This is a genomic window from Flavobacterium qiangtangense (assembly GCF_042658345.1).
Lineage (GTDB): Bacteria > Bacteroidota > Bacteroidia > Flavobacteriales > Flavobacteriaceae > Flavobacterium > Flavobacterium qiangtangense.
In genome coordinates this window covers 103,324-117,670 of record NZ_JBHSQB010000009.1, presented here as the reverse complement: position 1 = coordinate 117,670, position 14,347 = coordinate 103,324, and the positions used below count along the sequence as shown (strand labels likewise).

17 protein-coding genes are annotated in these 14,347 nt (G+C 33.8%); 6 read left to right on the top strand and 11 right to left on the bottom strand.

What is annotated here, in order from left to right; all coding sequences use genetic code 11:
• Positions 1–6: 6 nt before the first annotated feature.
• The 6 genes from ACFPVY_RS12330 to ACFPVY_RS12305 form a co-directional block, all read right to left on the bottom strand.
• Positions 7–222 (bottom strand): hypothetical protein, encoded by a 216-nt coding sequence (locus ACFPVY_RS12330; protein ID WP_379792392.1) that lies wholly within the window; start codon positions 220–222, stop codon positions 7–9.
• A gap of 342 nt (positions 223–564) precedes the next feature.
• Positions 565–1,260 carry an ABC transporter ATP-binding protein gene (locus ACFPVY_RS12325; protein WP_379792391.1) on the bottom strand — a complete coding sequence of 232 codons (696 nt, stop codon included), beginning with the start codon at positions 1,258–1,260 and terminating at the stop codon, positions 565–567.
• Positions 1,261–1,278: 18 nt separating this feature from the next.
• Positions 1,279–2,748 (bottom strand): DUF5687 family protein, encoded by a 1,470-nt coding sequence (locus tag ACFPVY_RS12320; RefSeq protein WP_379792390.1) that lies wholly within the window; start codon positions 2,746–2,748, stop codon positions 1,279–1,281.
• 83 nt (positions 2,749–2,831) lie between these two features.
• On the bottom strand, positions 2,832–3,320 hold the full coding sequence (locus ACFPVY_RS12315; RefSeq protein WP_379792389.1) for a hypothetical protein: 489 nt from the start codon (positions 3,318–3,320) through the stop codon (positions 2,832–2,834).
• 228 nt (positions 3,321–3,548) lie between these two features.
• Positions 3,549–4,109: a hypothetical protein gene (locus ACFPVY_RS12310; RefSeq protein ID WP_379792388.1), complete on the bottom strand. Its 561-nt coding sequence runs from the start codon at positions 4,107–4,109 to the stop codon at positions 3,549–3,551.
• Between the two features lie 2 nt (positions 4,110–4,111).
• Entirely contained in the window at positions 4,112–4,444 is a 333-nt protein-coding gene (locus ACFPVY_RS12305; RefSeq protein WP_379792387.1) for a PadR family transcriptional regulator, read from the bottom strand.
• A gap of 124 nt (positions 4,445–4,568) precedes the next feature.
• Here ACFPVY_RS12305 and ACFPVY_RS12300 point away from each other — a divergent pair, with 124 nt between their 5' ends.
• The 3 genes from ACFPVY_RS12300 (at position 4,569) to ACFPVY_RS12290 (ending at position 7,021) form a co-directional block, all read left to right on the top strand.
• Positions 4,569–5,621, top strand: a complete 1,053-nt coding sequence (locus ACFPVY_RS12300) for a 2Fe-2S iron-sulfur cluster-binding protein (protein ID WP_379792386.1) — start codon at positions 4,569–4,571, stop codon at positions 5,619–5,621.
• Positions 5,622–5,666: 45 nt separating this feature from the next.
• Complete coding sequence (locus ACFPVY_RS12295) at positions 5,667–5,975, top strand: hypothetical protein (protein ID WP_379792385.1); 309 nt, start codon at positions 5,667–5,669, stop codon at positions 5,973–5,975.
• A 143-nt stretch (positions 5,976–6,118) separates the two neighbouring features.
• On the top strand, positions 6,119–7,021 hold the full coding sequence (locus ACFPVY_RS12290) for a DUF4349 domain-containing protein (RefSeq protein WP_379792384.1): 903 nt from the start codon (positions 6,119–6,121) through the stop codon (positions 7,019–7,021).
• Between the two features lie 52 nt (positions 7,022–7,073).
• Here the strand turns inward: ACFPVY_RS12290 and ACFPVY_RS12285 are convergent, their stop codons facing one another.
• Positions 7,074–8,072, bottom strand: a complete 999-nt coding sequence (locus ACFPVY_RS12285) for a glycosyltransferase family 9 protein (protein WP_379792703.1) — start codon at positions 8,070–8,072, stop codon at positions 7,074–7,076.
• Positions 8,073–8,190: 118 nt separating this feature from the next.
• Positions 8,191–8,796, bottom strand: a complete 606-nt coding sequence (locus tag ACFPVY_RS12280) for a DUF4254 domain-containing protein (protein ID WP_379792383.1) — start codon at positions 8,794–8,796, stop codon at positions 8,191–8,193.
• Positions 8,797–8,951: 155 nt separating this feature from the next.
• Between ACFPVY_RS12280 and upp the strand changes: the two genes are divergently transcribed.
• Entirely contained in the window at positions 8,952–9,605 is a 654-nt protein-coding gene (gene upp / locus ACFPVY_RS12275) for a uracil phosphoribosyltransferase (protein ID WP_379792382.1), read from the top strand.
• On the opposite strand, the gene ACFPVY_RS12270 is transcribed toward upp, so the two are convergent.
• The gene (locus ACFPVY_RS12270; protein WP_379792381.1) at positions 9,600–10,529 is read right to left on the bottom strand and encodes a DUF6427 family protein; all 930 of its coding nucleotides are present in this window, start codon (positions 10,527–10,529) and stop codon (positions 9,600–9,602) included. The two genes, upp and ACFPVY_RS12270, sit on opposite strands and share 6 nt — an antisense overlap.
• Positions 10,530–10,627: 98 nt before the next feature.
• On the opposite strand from ACFPVY_RS12270, the gene ACFPVY_RS12265 reads away from it, so the two are divergent.
• Positions 10,628–10,858 (top strand): DUF6341 family protein, encoded by a 231-nt coding sequence (locus ACFPVY_RS12265; RefSeq protein ID WP_379792379.1) that lies wholly within the window; start codon positions 10,628–10,630, stop codon positions 10,856–10,858.
• A gap of 64 nt (positions 10,859–10,922) precedes the next feature.
• On the opposite strand, the gene purD is transcribed toward ACFPVY_RS12265, so the two are convergent.
• Positions 10,923–12,194: a phosphoribosylamine--glycine ligase gene (gene purD, locus ACFPVY_RS12260; RefSeq protein ID WP_379792377.1), complete on the bottom strand. Its 1,272-nt coding sequence runs from the start codon at positions 12,192–12,194 to the stop codon at positions 10,923–10,925.
• 89 nt (positions 12,195–12,283) lie between these two features.
• Between purD and ACFPVY_RS12255 the strand changes: the two genes are divergently transcribed.
• A complete protein-coding gene (locus ACFPVY_RS12255) occupies positions 12,284–13,594 on the top strand; it encodes a phenylacetate--CoA ligase family protein (RefSeq protein ID WP_379792376.1) in 1,311 nt (436 codons plus the stop codon).
• Here ACFPVY_RS12255 and ACFPVY_RS12250 read toward each other — a convergent pair.
• Positions 13,591–14,346: a glycosyltransferase family 2 protein gene (locus tag ACFPVY_RS12250; RefSeq protein ID WP_379792375.1), complete on the bottom strand. Its 756-nt coding sequence runs from the start codon at positions 14,344–14,346 to the stop codon at positions 13,591–13,593. The genes ACFPVY_RS12255 and ACFPVY_RS12250 overlap by 4 nt on opposite strands.
• Between the last annotated feature and the right edge of the window lies 1 nt (position 14,347).

Below are 14,347 nucleotides of genomic sequence, written 5' to 3'. Positions count from 1 at the left end.
TTCCCATTAGTTGCATTGACATTTTTTTTTCTTCGGAATTCTACTTATCGCCCTGCTGAAAGTTGCAATCTCCATCAATTCTGCAAATTGCATTTTTTCAATACTGATTTTTTGGTCATGGTTGTGCTGGTGTATCGCATCTTCTTCGGTTGTACACGAAAAAAATATGAATCCCATAACCAGCAATAAGAGAAATTTAATCTTCTTAAAATTTTGTTTCATAAATTATATTTGTTAAATGGTTAAAATACCCTTTCATGGCGTCGATTGAGTTTTAGTGGCGTTGCTCACAAACTGCCTCTTTCATTTTTTGTAAGGCAAATGTATCATAAATTTTATAACATCAATTACGTAAAACCGTAATCATCTAAAATTTTTATTGTTTTTTTTAATTATTTTAAAAAAAACCAACGCTTTTAGCTATTTCTGACGCAAAAAATTTTCTTGCAACACAATATCTTTTTTACATAGAGCAGTATTTCTATAAAAAGGTTGGGACAGCGTTTATTTATTTAAAAAAAATTTAGGCGAAAAAATCCCGCCAAGTGCGGGATTTTAATTTTGTTAAACTGCAAAAAACTGTTCTAATTCTTGCAATGTCTCTGCCGAAGTTTGAATATCTTTTACAACTTCGCCTTTGTGAAGCGCGACAATTCTGTCTGAAACTTCAACTGTATGTTGCAAATCGTGGCTGGAAACCAAGATCGTCACATTTGGGTCTGAAGCCAAATCTTTGATGATTTTCTTTAAACGAAATTGTGTCGTTGGATCTAAATTGGCAAACGGTTCGTCTAAAATAATGACTTCAGGATTACCAATTAATGTGGCGATAATCCCAACTTTCTTTTGGTTTCCTTTTGAAAAATCTCTGATGTATTTTTTGCTGTTTAAAATTTCTCCGTTGAAAAATTCAGTGTGTTTTGCCAATAACGCGTCAACATCGGCTTTATTTTGTCCGCGCAAATCTCCAATGAAATAAAAATATTCTTCTGGCGTAAGATATCCGATTAAAAAAGTTTCGTCTAAGAATGCTGCCGTTAACGGTTTCCAATTTTCAGTTTCGTTAACTTGAAATCCGTTGTTTTTGATGTAGCCCGTTGAAGGTTGGATTAAATCTAAAAGCAAGCTGAAAAATGTGGTTTTTCCAGCGCCGTTGTTCCCAACTAAACCAAAGCTTTCACCTTTTTTAATTTCTAAGTTATTGATATTTAAAACTTTGTTTCCGTTATATGATTTTGATAATTGATTTACTTGTATCATGATTTTGTTGTGTTTAAATTATGCTTTTTGTTTATAAGCGTTGATTGTGGAGTATTTTTCAGACTTGTAAATTTTTTCAATCATAGAAAAAACTTTGTTTCTGAAAGCAAAACCAATAATTCCCATTGATGCTACTAAAATCAGGCCTGCATTTGGACTAATAAGCTTGTATCCAGCGATATAAACCACCATTGGCAAAAACATTTTTGGCAGTGAAATCAGCATTGTTTTTATGTTAAACGCTTTTTTATCGCCAAAAGCGCCTTTGCTTGAACTTAAATCAATTGGCGTTTTCACATAAGCACCGCCAAGCAAAACCAAATGCGAGTTTACACCAATATTAAAAATGGCACCGGCAATAATAATTAGATATGTTTCTAAGCCAAAATATAAATAAAATGAAGCTAAAATTGTTGAAACTCCTGTGGCAATCACGATCAGCCACCATTTTGCGTTCAAATATCCTTTATAAGGAATGTTTTGCGTCATCATTAATGGATAATAAGCACTGTCCCAACTTGGAACAAATTGTCCAAAAGTGAATAAAAATCCGCCAGAAACGAAGATTCCGGCAAACATTTTCATCATCGGATTATCGTAAGTTTCGATTCCGCCAGAGAAAAACAACAATCCATAAAAAAGGAAAAGCACGCTCATGAAAATCGTGGTTTTTGAACGTTTATTTCTTTTGATCAAACGGATGTCGTTTTTAAGGAAGGTTCCGATGTTCCCAAATTGGTCTAACCAAACGAATTCTTCGGTTTTTGCAATGTCGTGTTTCGCCGAAAGTCCGGTATCAAGATGCAGGTTTTTCTTGAAAAAATTAAACGTGATTACGTAAAGTGCAACCACCAAAAATATCGGAATCAAGAATAAATAATTGGTTTCAAATAACCCCTGGAAAAAGCCAACCGTGTGGTCTGAAATGCTGAAATATCCATAATATTCTGCAAGTCCGAGTGCTGCAATAATTATGATAAAAATGACAAAAAGATAATCTTTGTTGTTCAATAAAATGTTCAAAAAATTACTAGAAAATACCAACGCCATGACTGAAAGATGCCAGAAAATCACATGCAAAGGATCGTAACCTTCGATCAGCAAAACGATTGAAAACGGCACAAAGAAAAAAGAATGTACCAAGTTAAAAAACGAAAGCATGGTTTTACCCAAAGAAAAATTGACAATTGTGGCTTTTTTTATCGGCAAAGTCAGCAAAGTCCTGATGTTTAACACCGGAATTTTTTGCAGAAACAAGCGAATCATCAAGTCAAAAATCAAATAATAAATTAAAAATTTATTGACTTCAAAAAGCGGATCGAGATTGGCTTCTTTTAATCCATAAAAAGCGCCGACTCCTGCAAAGAGAAAGATGACGGCATACATAAAAGCCACAAGGCCCAAGATAATTTTGAGGGCTAAATTTGTCCCAAAGGAAGCCGACCTGATAAACGATTTCCATTCGAGAAAGAGAAACTTTTTGAACATATTTTTTTGGTTTGGTTTAATTAATAAGTAGGAAAAGTTTGGAAAATGTTACAGATTATTTTAAAATTTCATATTCTCCCATTTCACCGCACAAATATTTTCGGATTAAATTTTAAAATAGCTTTTGCAAAATAAATTAAAAATGCAATGAACAAAAAAAGCGTAATTCCTACACTAAAAAAATTTCCGTAAAAGTTTTTATACGCTCCATTAAAAAGCTGATCTATATAAAAAATAATTACCAACCAAAATGTAGTTTTTTCAATGTATGCAAAACGTTTCCTAATAATTAAAAAAGTGTAAATTCCTTGTAAAATCGTGAAAATTAAAATACCATACCATAACCCTAGATGAATTTTTTTCAAGATATTTTGCTGATTACTATCTTCAGAAATTAGATAAAAAACGACTATAATTAAAACTCCAATGATCAGATTATACCATTTATAAAGTGTTTTACTAAAGCTGAAAAGTGGTGGCAAAAAGCTATTCTTTTTTCGCAAAAGCTGTTTTTTATTACGCACCATAAAATCCTTGAAAGCATCATAAAAATCTAAATTTTCAACTTCCATTTTTTCTTCCACCGCAGAAGCAATATGATCGGTTAATTCAGCCCGAATATCCACGAAAATGACATCTGATTTTTGCAGGTAATTGTCTATAAATTTGATTTGTTCTTGAGTAATTTTTTGCATATTTCGATTAAATAAGTTTTTTGTTTCTTTTTAATTGTTCAAAATGTTCGTTGTAAAATTTGAAATTCATAATTGGTGCGATTATTAACGTTGCAATCATAAAAATTACAGGAAAATCTCGTTCGCAGACTTTTCTAAAAGTTTTTCGTTAGTACTTAAAGTAAATGTGGGAATCAAATACATAAAGAAAAACGCAAAAAATTGTTGCTTGTATAAAAACCCAAAAGTGGTTTTCTGTCTGCTCAATCTTATCTTGATATATCCAACGAATTGAATCGCTAGAATCGAAATGAGTAAATAGCAAATGTTCTTAGTAAATTTTGCCAGAACTTCTTTTATTAAAAGCAATATTCCCATAAAAACAAACGATGTTCCAAAAAGCAAAATCATTTTTCTCCAATATAATTTCCTTGCTTTTTGCATCAAAATCTCGGGCATTTCCCAAAAATACCCAAAAGTGCTTGCAGTAGATTTTTTAAGTTTCGGTTCCCATTTCTTTAAAATTAAGTCCAATGAATTTTCAAAACTTAAGTCTTTTCCAGCCATCAATTCTTCGACTTCTGTCGCGATATGATCTAAAATTTCAAATTTATAATCAACATAAACCACGCCTGATTGTTCCAAAAACAAGTCTATTGCATTAATTTGTTCTTCGTTCAACTTCATAATTAGGCTAGTTTAGGATTCACGATACTTTGCATATTTCTGATAAATTCTTCGAGTTCTGCCAAGCGGTTTACCGTTTCTGTCTGGCCACTTTCGGTTAATTTATAGTATTTTCGAACACGATTATCCACCTTTTCCATTTCCACGTCAAGCAAACCTTCGGCTTCCAATTTATGCAAAGCCGGATACAGCGCGCCTTCGGTAATATTCAATTCGCCTTTGGTAATCTCTTTTACTTTCTGCGTAATTTCATAACCATACATCCGCCCGTTTTCACCTAATAACTTCATTATTATCGTGTTAAGGCTTCCTTTATACAATTGCGAGTTTTTCATAAATGCGATTTTGAATTACAAATATACATAAGTTTCTTATACATAATATTCCTATGTATTAATTTTAAGGAATTCTTATTTAAAAAAGTTAACAGATTGCTTACTTTTGCATAAAATATAAAGCATGTCTACATTTTATAAACTCTCAATAAAAGAAGTAAGACGCGAGACCAAAGATGCGGTTTCGGTTCTCTTCAACGTTCCCGAAGCTTTACAGCCAAACTATAATTTCATCGCCGGACAATACATCAACTTAAAATTGACTTTGGACGGAAATGAAATTCGTCGCGCTTATTCCATCTGTTCTTCACCAGAAAGTGGCGAACTGAGAATTGCCATCAAAGCAGTTTCAAACGGAGCTTTTTCGACTTTTTCGAACAAAAGCTTGAAAGCCGGAGACGTTATTGAGGTGGGAACTCCAGAGGGAAAATTCACGTTTGAACCAAATCCGGAGAGAACTAAAAATTATTCGGCTTTTGTTGCCGGAAGTGGCATCACGCCGGTTATGGCCATTATAAAAACAGTTTTGGAGAAAGAACCACAAAGCACTTTTGTTTTGGTTTATGGAAACAAAACTCCCGAAGACACGATTTTTTACCAAGAATTGCACGATTTGCAATTGAAATATACCGGACGTTTGTTCGTGCATTTTGTGTTCAGTCAAGCGCGCGCAGAAAATTCAATCTTTGGAAGGATTGAAAAATCTGCCGTGAATTTTGTTTTGAAAAACAAACACGCTTCTCTTGAATTTGACAAGTTTTATTTGTGCGGTCCAGAAGATATGATCAACACGGTAAACGGCGTTTTAAAAGAAAATAACATCAACGAAAAACATATTAAATTCGAATTATTTTCAACTTCTACCAAAGAAAATGAAATCGACCAATCTCTTGAAGGACATTCAAAAGTGACCGTGATGGTTGACGATGAAGAGACGACTTTTGATATGTCGCAAAAAATGACGCTTCTTGATGCCGCATTAAAACAAGGAATTGACGCGCCATATTCTTGCCAAGGCGGCATCTGCAGTAGTTGTATCGCAAGAATCGTTTCTGGAACTGCCGAAATGAAGAAAAACTCAATCTTGACCGACAGAGAAATTGCCGAAGGATTGACGTTGACTTGCCAAGCGCACCCAACTTCTGCAGAAATTTATATTGATTTCGACGACGTTTAGTCAGTAATTAGTGTCTAGTTTTAGCGATTTTAAAAATTTCTTCGGATGAAAAAACCTCGCGATTTCTTTAAAAACAAACCTTCACTTTTGGACGAACCAGAAGTGGAAGCGCTTTTAGAATATTGCGAAAGTCTTGAAGAAGAACTCATTGACTTGAAATTCGAGAAAAATGCCAACAAAGAATTGGTGCTTCTCGACATGATGAAAGAAGTGATGAAAGGTTGCAACGCGCTTGAAAAAGAGCAAATGGAACACGAGCGCTTTGGCTACGAAGCTCCTGATTATCAAGAAACGGTTTCTAATTTGAAAAGCTATATTCAAGAAATTTGCAGAATTAATAAAATTTATCTTTAAGATTAATATACCGCAGATTCGCAGGTTATAATTTCAAAATCTGCGAATCTGCGGTTATTTTTTTAGAATCCTCTTTTTCAATTAATTTAAAAAGTAATAGAAATTTTACATATTTTTGATTATCACTTTAAAATCAACAATATATGAAATTGCAAAAATTATTTTATGTAGTTCTATTATCAGCCAGTATTTTCTCTTGCAAACAAAATCAAAATCAAGAAGAAGCCGCAATGTCCGAAAGTGCAGAATCTTCTTCAAAAGAAGCGAAAATGGCTTCGTCCTCCGCCGCAGTTGTTGATCCAAAATCTGATCGGAAATTTATACGAACCGCAGACTTGCGATTCAAGGTGAAAAATGTTGCGCAATCGACTTATTCTATCGAAAATACAGTCGCAAAATTTGGCGGATTTGTAACTTCCACAGAATTAAGAAGCAACATTTTAAATACTTCCACAACCAAAATTAACAACGATTCTCTACTTGAAAACACGCGTTTTTATGTCGAAAACAATATGATTGTCCGCGTTCCAAATACAATGTTGGATACGACTTTAAAAACAATCGCGCGACAAATCGACTATTTAGATTTCAGAATTATAAAAGCTGACGATGTTTCATTGCAAATGTTGTCAAACCAACTTTCGCAAAACAGAAACAGCGCGAATCAACAGCGTGTTCAAGAAGCAATTCAAAATCGAGGCAAAAAATTAGGCGAAACTCTTGATGCTGAAGATCGATTGCACAATAGCCAAACTGAATCTGATGAAGCAAAACTTTCTAATTTGTCAATGAAAGATCAAGTGAATTTCAGCACTTTAAGCCTGCAATTATATCAGCGTGAAGAAATTAAAAGCGAAAAAGTGACGAATCCTGATAATGAAGAATTTAGGACTGGTCTTGGCGTAAGATTGCTCGACGGATTAAAAACCGGCTGGCATATCTTGGAAGAAATCATTGTTTTTATAGCCAATCTTTGGGCATTTATCTTAATTGGTTTTGGGATTTGGTTTCTATATAGAAAGTTTAAATCGAAACCGAAGGCGTAATTTTTACCGCAGATTCGCAGATTTTTAAAATTTTTAATCTGCGAATCTGCGGTTATTTTGTTAGATTTTCTATAACTTTCTTCACAACACTTTCCACAGAAATACTTCGCATCGCGTCTTCATAACCTTCCACTTTTTTATTTCCGTAAACGGATGTCGGAAGCAATGGATATTTTTCTCTGTCGGAAACTAAAGCAGAATCCAGTGTTTGATTAAACGATAAAAATCCCGCGTAAGGATGTGTCGCGCCCCAAAGCGTTACAACTTTAATTCCCAACATCGCAGCAATATGAGAATTCCCAGAATCCATAGAAAGCATGACATCTAAGTTGGAAATCAGCTTTAATTCTTCTTCAAATTTTAATTTCCCGGCAATTGTAATTACGTTTACTTTTCCGGAAGCGAATTGATTCAGAATCTCAATTTCTTTATTTCCGCCACCAAAAAGGAAGATTTTGTTATTGTTATTTTCTCCTAATTTATCAATTACTTCTTGCATCAAATCTTGCGGATAAACTTTGGAATCATATTGTGCAAAAGGCGCAATTCCAATCCAATTTTGAGTCTTTTCTCCAGTAACATTTAGAATTTCTGAAGAAAGATTTGCCGCTAGCGGAAATATTGGATCATTTAGATTTATATCAAACCCAAGCTCTTGAAAAACCTTTTTATGTCTTTCAAACATTGAAGTTACCGGCTTAAAAATTTTATTTTCGGCTCTGGTCAACGCTTTCTTTTCGGCTCTTCCTTTATCGACAAACGCTGTATTTTTTCCGCTTAAAGCGAAAAGATTTCTGATGATTTTAGATCGTAAAACATTGTGCAAATCAGCAACGGCGTCAATTTTCAGCATATTTAAATCTTTATATAGTTGGAGCAATCCGAAGAAACCTTTGTGCCTTTCTTTTAAATCAATTGAAAAGAAATTTAAATTCGGAATTCCGTCAAAAAAAGGCTTGAAAAACGGTCGGGAAACCACCGTGATTTGAACTTCTGGATGTTGCGAAACAAACGCCCGAATCACAGGAACTGTCATCGCCACGTCACCCATTGCGGAAAGTCTGAAAACTAATATGTGTTTGATTTTTGACAATTGAAATTGATTAAACTATAAAAACCTAACAGGTTTTGAAAACCTGTTAGGTTTGTTAATTGAATTCCTTAATCGATTATTTTTTGTTTTGGTACAAAATTGGGTTCAAATCGTCGTCATTGTACATTTTCATCTGTTTGTACACTTTCATATATTTATCACCGTTTTGAATATCTGTCAACAAATCATCGATTGCCGTGGTCAAATCTGATCTTTGTTCAAGCAAAACATTTAATTTCACCTGACAGTTGCTGATGTGTTCTTTTGAAGCATCTTTTCTAGTCGCTTCTTCGTTCATGTGGTAGATTTTTAAAGCCAAAATCGATAGTCTGTCAAAAGCCCAAGCCGGACTTTCGGAATTGATTTTTGCCGAATCTTTCACTTTCACATCGCTGTATTTTTTCAAGAAAAAGCTGTCGATAAATTCAACCATATCAGTTCTTTCTTGATTGGAAGCGTCGATTCTTCTTTTTAAAGTTAACGCTGCAACTGGATCAATATTTGGATCACGAATGATATCCTCAAAATGCCATTGAACGGTATCAATCCAATTTTTTAGATACAACAAATGCTCAAAAGTATCATTTGAATACGGATTTTCTATTGGTTGGTCAACGCTATCAAATTTGTGATAATCGTTAATACTCTGTTCAAAAACGGAATACGCTAGTTTTGAAAACATATTTTTACATTTAAAATACAAATATACTTTTTATACCTTTATGGCAGGGAAAAAGTTTGCAGTGTTTAGTGTTCAGTTTGCAGTTATTGGATTTCAAAACACAAACACATTGGCTCAAACTCATAATTCATAACTTATAATTCATAACTAAAGAAATGCAAATCCATTATTTATCTGAAGAAAATAGCATCCTGAATCACTTTTTGGGACAAATCAGAAATGTAAATGTTCAGAAAGACAGCATGCGTTTCCGTAGAAATATTGAGCGAATTGGCGAAGTGATGTCTTATGAATTGAGCAAAAACTTGCATTATAGAAATATCGAAATCCAGACGCCTCTTGGAATCAAAAAAACTACAGAAATTGAAGACGATTTGGTTTTGTGTTCGATTTTAAGAGCTGGTTTGCCGTTGCATTTGGGTTTTTTGAATTATTTTGATGCGGCTGAAAACGGATTTGTTTCTGCTTATCGCCATCATTATAACAATGACGAAGCTTTTGAAATTAAGGTGGAATATCAAGCAGTTCCAAGCATAGAAAATAAAAATTTGCTTCTAATTGATCCGATGTTGGCGACAGGACAATCGATGGTTGCAGTTTTTAATAAATTGATGGAAAAAGGAACTCCGAAGGAAGTTCACATTGCAGTGGTAATCGCGGTTCCAGAAGGAATTGCTTATTTAGAGCAACATCTTCCTGATCATTGCCATCTTTGGGTTGCGACTTTAGACGAGAAATTAAACGAAAAAAATTACATCATTCCAGGTCTTGGCGATGCTGGCGATTTGGCGTATGGAAATAAATTATAATTGCGAGAAAAACGTCAATAAACTGCAAATCACAATCACATAAACGACCGTTTCTTTCATCCAATTAATTTGCATTGCTTCCACTTGATTTGTGGCCATAATGGCAACCGGAGCGAACGTAAAAATCATCATGCTGTTATTTTTATCCGAAGAAATCAAAAAAACTACGGCTCCAAGAATGAACGCCACGATGATTTTCTTGTAAGATGATTGCATATTCAAAGGTTTGCTTGGAACTGACAATGCTTGCGTCACAAAGAAAAACAACGCAATTACAACATATAATGAGAGGGCAAAATTCTGGTAATTATTGGTAAAATAATTGAAATTAAAATCAATATAAGCGCTGTCAATTATAGAATCTATTAAGCTTTTATCGAAAGTCAGTGCATACATCAAGCCGATAACTCCGACAGAAAAAAATGCGATAAAAGGCAAAACCCAGTTTCTATAATCTCTTGAAACGTGGAAAAGTATCGACACAAAAACAATCAGAATAAATAAAATACTCCAGAAATGAAAAATCGAAGCGACAAAAATCCACAGCGATGCGTCGAAGATTTTTTCTTTTGGCGTAAGCAAGGATTGTAGCGAAATCAGCCTTCTCAAGGCTAAAAGAATGAAGAAATTAGACAAAATCAAGTCGGTATTTCCTAAAGTTGTGGGAAATAATATCAAAAACGAAAAGAAAAATAAGAACGCAAAACTATTGTCTTTGCTCAATCCATTTTTCTTCGTCACAAAATTTATGATGAAAAGCGAACCTACTAAAACCAGCAATAATGCGAGTTTAGCTCCGATTCCTTCCAACGTTTGAAGCGATTCTGGAAAGTTTTGTAGGTATAAAAAATAGCATACGACAAGTAACGTTGTAATTATTATGTAATTTGCTGGTCGAGATTTGCTAAAAATGCTTGTAATCATAAGGATATTTTATACTTTTGCAATTGTAAAGATAATACTTGTTCGAAGATGAAGCTATAAAATGTTTTGTCTGACAAATTAAATATAAAGAAAACGATATGAAAGCATTTTTCGAAGGAATACAATATTTGTTCGTGGATATTTTGTTCAAACCGCTTGATTGGTTAAGAGAATTAGAATTAACTAGCTGGTTTGGAGCAAATACTTTAAACTGGATTTTTATGATTATTTGCGCTGCCGCAATTGTTTACTGGATTAAACAATTAAAATTGCACAAAGAAAATAATGACGAGTATCAAGATACGACTGCACATTCTTTCTTGAAATAATTTTCATTAAAGCATAAAAAAATCCTAGAAACGATTTATTCATTTCTAGGATTTTTTTTGTTTTTTATAGGTCAAATCCAATGTCTTTTCTGAAGTACATTTTGTCAAATTGCAACTTTCCAATATTGGCATAAGACTGATTTATAGCTTCTTGAAAGTCATTTCCATAAGAAGTTACCGCCAGAACTCTTCCTCCGTTAGAAACCACTTGTCCGTTTTCAGTTTTTGTTCCTGCGTGAAAAACGATTGAATCTTGCACATTTTCAATTCCTGAAATTGCTTTTCCTTTTTCATAATCTTCAGGATAACCGCCAGAAACCACCATAATTGTCGTTGCACTTCTTTCGTCAATTTCCAATGTTTTTTCGCCTAATTTTTGTTCGGCAACCGCTTGAAATAATTCGACCAAGTCAGATTTAATTCTAGGAATTACAACTTCAGTTTCTGGATCGCCCATTCTCACGTTGTATTCAATCACGATCGGCTCGTTTTTCACGTTGATTAATCCGATGAAAACGAAACCTTTATATTCAATTCCATCTTTTTGCAAACCATCAATTGTTGGCTTTACAATTCTAGTTTCGATTTTTTCCAATAAAACCGCATCCGCAAATGGAACCGGCGAAACAGCGCCCATTCCGCCCGTATTTAAGCCGGTGTCGCCTTCGCCAATTCTTTTGTAATCTTTTGCCGTTGGAAGAATTTTATAGTTTTTACCATCCGTTAAAACAAAACAACTCAATTCGATTCCGTCTAAAAATTCTTCGATAACGACTTTTGAACTTGCCTGACCGAATTTTTCATCGACCAACATATTTTTCAATTCAGTTTTTGCTTCTTCCAAATCTTGAATGATCAAAACGCCTTTTCCCGCAGCCAAACCATCTGCTTTTAAAACATAAGGCGGACTTAAAGTTTCCAAGAATTGCTGTCCTTTTTCTAACGTTGCTGCCGTGAAACTTCCGTAAGCTGCGGTTGGAATGTTGTGTTTTACCAAAAATTCTTTCGCAAACTCCTTGCTTCCTTCTAATTGCGCGCCATTTTTTGACGGACCAATTACCGGAATATCTTTTAAAGCTTCATCCTTCTTGAAAAAATCAAAAATTCCGGCCACCAAAGGATCTTCTGGACCAACGACAACCATCTCAATTTTTTCTTCGATAACTAACTCTTTTATAGCTTCAAAATCAGTTGGGCTGATGTTTTTATTGATTGCAATTGCTTCAGTTCCAGCATTTCCCGGCGCCACAAAAAGTTTTGAGCATTTGTCGCTTTGCAACATTTTCCAAGCTAAAGCATGTTCTCTTCCGCCTGATCCAAGTAGTAAAATTGTCATTGTTATGTTGTTTGTTTAATAAGTCCCAAAATTAATTGCTTTTGAACATAAAAAATAATTAATTTACTAAAAACTATCAACTTTTGGCTGTGTTCAAACTCTTCGACCTTTCTTTAAAACTAAATGGCTTCAAAATAGAAGAAGCTAAAAAAGATTTTGAGCGAATTCTAGAAGTTCCAGAAGCTGATTTTGAAGCGTTTACTTTACAGAAAAGGAAAGAAATTATTGATTTCCATTTAAGAAATAATCAATTTTATAAAGAATTGACTTCAGGAGTTGATACAACTGATTGGAATAAATTGCCTGTTATTTCAAAAAAAGACTTGCAGAAACCATTGTCAGAACGGCTTTCAAAAGGATATTCTGAAAAGAGTGTTTTTGTCAATAAAACGTCGGGATCCAGCGGTGAGCCTTTTATTTTTGCTAAAGATAAATACTGTCACGCACTGACTTGGGCTTCAATAATTTATCGTTTTGGTTGGTTTGGAATTGATTTTAATGCTTCTTATCAAGCTAGATTTTATGGAATTCCTTTGGATTTTTTCGGAAATAAAAAAGAGCGTTTGAAAGATTTTTTCGGAAGAAGATTCCGCTTTCCAATTTTTGATCTTTCGGATGGTTTTCTAGAAAAAGTTCTGCAGAAATTTAAGACCTCTAAATTCGACTACCTCAACGGTTATACCAGTTCGATTGTTTTATTTGCAAAATTCTTAGATCGAAAAAATATTGTTTTGAAAGAAGTTTGCCCCAGCTTGAAAGTTTGTTTTGTCACTTCAGAAATGCTTTTTGAAGAAGATAAAATTTTGATGGAAAAGCAATTCGGGATTCCAATTATCAATGAATACGGAGCTTCTGAATTAGATTTAATTGCTTTTGAAAATAAAAATGGAGAATGGCAAGTCAATTCTGAAACGTTATTCGTAGAAATTTTAGACGAAAATAATCAGCCGGTTGCAAACGGAGAAGAAGGAAAAATCGTAATCACTTCGCTGTATAACAAAGCGCATCCTTTTATTAGATATGAAATTGGCGACATCGGGATTTTAGACGAAAAAAGCACATTTAAAAAACCAATTCTTAAAAAATTAATCGGAAGAACTAATGATTTTGCAATGCTTCCGAGTGGGAAAAAATCGCCTGGGTTGACATTTTATTACGTTACTAAAAGTATCATTGAAGATGACGGAAACGTGAAGGAATTTGTCATTAAACAAACAAAAATTGATTCTTTTGAGGTGGAATATGTTAGCGAAAGTCAACTTTCTGAAGAACAAATTTTAAAAATAAAAGATGCGATTTCGCTTTATTTAGAACCAAATTTAAATTTTATTTTTATCCGAAAAAAGTCCTTGGAACGAACAAATCGAGGAAAATTAAAGCAATTTCAGTCTTTGATTTAATTTCGATATTTCATGAATCCGCGGTACATCCAATGTGCCATGTAAAAACACGATTGAAAAACAGTTAGATTTTCAACGTTTCGGTAAAATTGCCATTGGTATTTTAATAAATCAGATTTTTTTCTTGACAACGAATTTTTCCTGATTCTGTAAATTGCTTTTGGTTCTAAAATTCCGTAGGCAAACGGAATTTCTTTCAAATATTTCAGCCACAAGCCCATATCTTGTCTTTTAAAAACTTCGGGCATCGTCTTTTTCCCAAGAACTTGAATGTCGATGAATGCGGTCAAACAACTGATGGAATTTGTTTTTAAAATGTCGAAATATGTCACTTTCCTTGGAACAATAAAATCTGAATAGACAAAATTCAGCGCTTCATCAGAACGTTTATATGATGAAAAAACGAAATATATTCCAGTGGTTTTTATGGCCTGGATGCTGTTTTCGATAAAATCTGGAAACCAAATATCGTCGGCGTCAAGAAATGTCATGTATCGCCCTTGAACTGCTTCAATTCCTTTATTTCTGGCAATAGCTGGGCCCGAGTTTTTGTTTAATAGTATTAATTTAATTCGGGGATCTTCTTTGGAAATTTTCCTTATAATTTCGGTTGTTTTATCAGTTGAACAATCATCTATAATGATCATTTCCCAATCTTGATAGGTTTGGTTTTGGACTGATTTTATCGTTTCAGAAATAAATTTTTCTGAATTATAAGAAGGCGTAATTATGGAAACTAAAGAATTTTCCATG

What these genes read in the sequence shown, in the direction of transcription:
- ACFPVY_RS12330 (WP_379792392.1), bottom strand. Translation starts at nt 222, where the DNA reads ATGAAACAAAATTTTAAGAAGATTAAATTTCTCTTATTGCTGGTTATG.
- ACFPVY_RS12325 (WP_379792391.1), bottom strand. Translation starts at nt 1,260, where the DNA reads ATGATACAAGTAAATCAATTATCAAAATCATATAACGGAAACAAAGTT.
- ACFPVY_RS12320 (WP_379792390.1), bottom strand. Translation starts at nt 2,748, where the DNA reads ATGTTCAAAAAGTTTCTCTTTCTCGAATGGAAATCGTTTATCAGGTCG.
- ACFPVY_RS12315 (WP_379792389.1), bottom strand. Translation starts at nt 3,320, where the DNA reads ATGGAAGTTGAAAATTTAGATTTTTATGATGCTTTCAAGGATTTTATG.
- ACFPVY_RS12310 (WP_379792388.1), bottom strand. Translation starts at nt 4,109, where the DNA reads ATGAAGTTGAACGAAGAACAAATTAATGCAATAGACTTGTTTTTGGAA.
- ACFPVY_RS12305 (WP_379792387.1), bottom strand. Translation starts at nt 4,444, where the DNA reads ATGAAAAACTCGCAATTGTATAAAGGAAGCCTTAACACGATAATAATG.
- ACFPVY_RS12300 (WP_379792386.1), top strand. Translation starts at nt 4,569, where the DNA reads ATGTCTACATTTTATAAACTCTCAATAAAAGAAGTAAGACGCGAGACC.
- ACFPVY_RS12295 (WP_379792385.1), top strand. Translation starts at nt 5,667, where the DNA reads ATGAAAAAACCTCGCGATTTCTTTAAAAACAAACCTTCACTTTTGGAC.
- ACFPVY_RS12290 (WP_379792384.1), top strand. Translation starts at nt 6,119, where the DNA reads ATGAAATTGCAAAAATTATTTTATGTAGTTCTATTATCAGCCAGTATT.
- ACFPVY_RS12285 (WP_379792703.1), bottom strand. Translation starts at nt 8,072, where the DNA reads ATGGGTGACGTGGCGATGACAGTTCCTGTGATTCGGGCGTTTGTTTCG.
- ACFPVY_RS12280 (WP_379792383.1), bottom strand. Translation starts at nt 8,796, where the DNA reads ATGTTTTCAAAACTAGCGTATTCCGTTTTTGAACAGAGTATTAACGAT.
- upp (WP_379792382.1), top strand. Translation starts at nt 8,952, where the DNA reads ATGCAAATCCATTATTTATCTGAAGAAAATAGCATCCTGAATCACTTT.
- ACFPVY_RS12270 (WP_379792381.1), bottom strand. Translation starts at nt 10,529, where the DNA reads ATGATTACAAGCATTTTTAGCAAATCTCGACCAGCAAATTACATAATA.
- ACFPVY_RS12265 (WP_379792379.1), top strand. Translation starts at nt 10,628, where the DNA reads ATGAAAGCATTTTTCGAAGGAATACAATATTTGTTCGTGGATATTTTG.
- purD (WP_379792377.1), bottom strand. Translation starts at nt 12,194, where the DNA reads ATGACAATTTTACTACTTGGATCAGGCGGAAGAGAACATGCTTTAGCT.
- ACFPVY_RS12250 (WP_379792375.1), bottom strand. Translation starts at nt 14,346, where the DNA reads ATGGAAAATTCTTTAGTTTCCATAATTACGCCTTCTTATAATTCAGAA.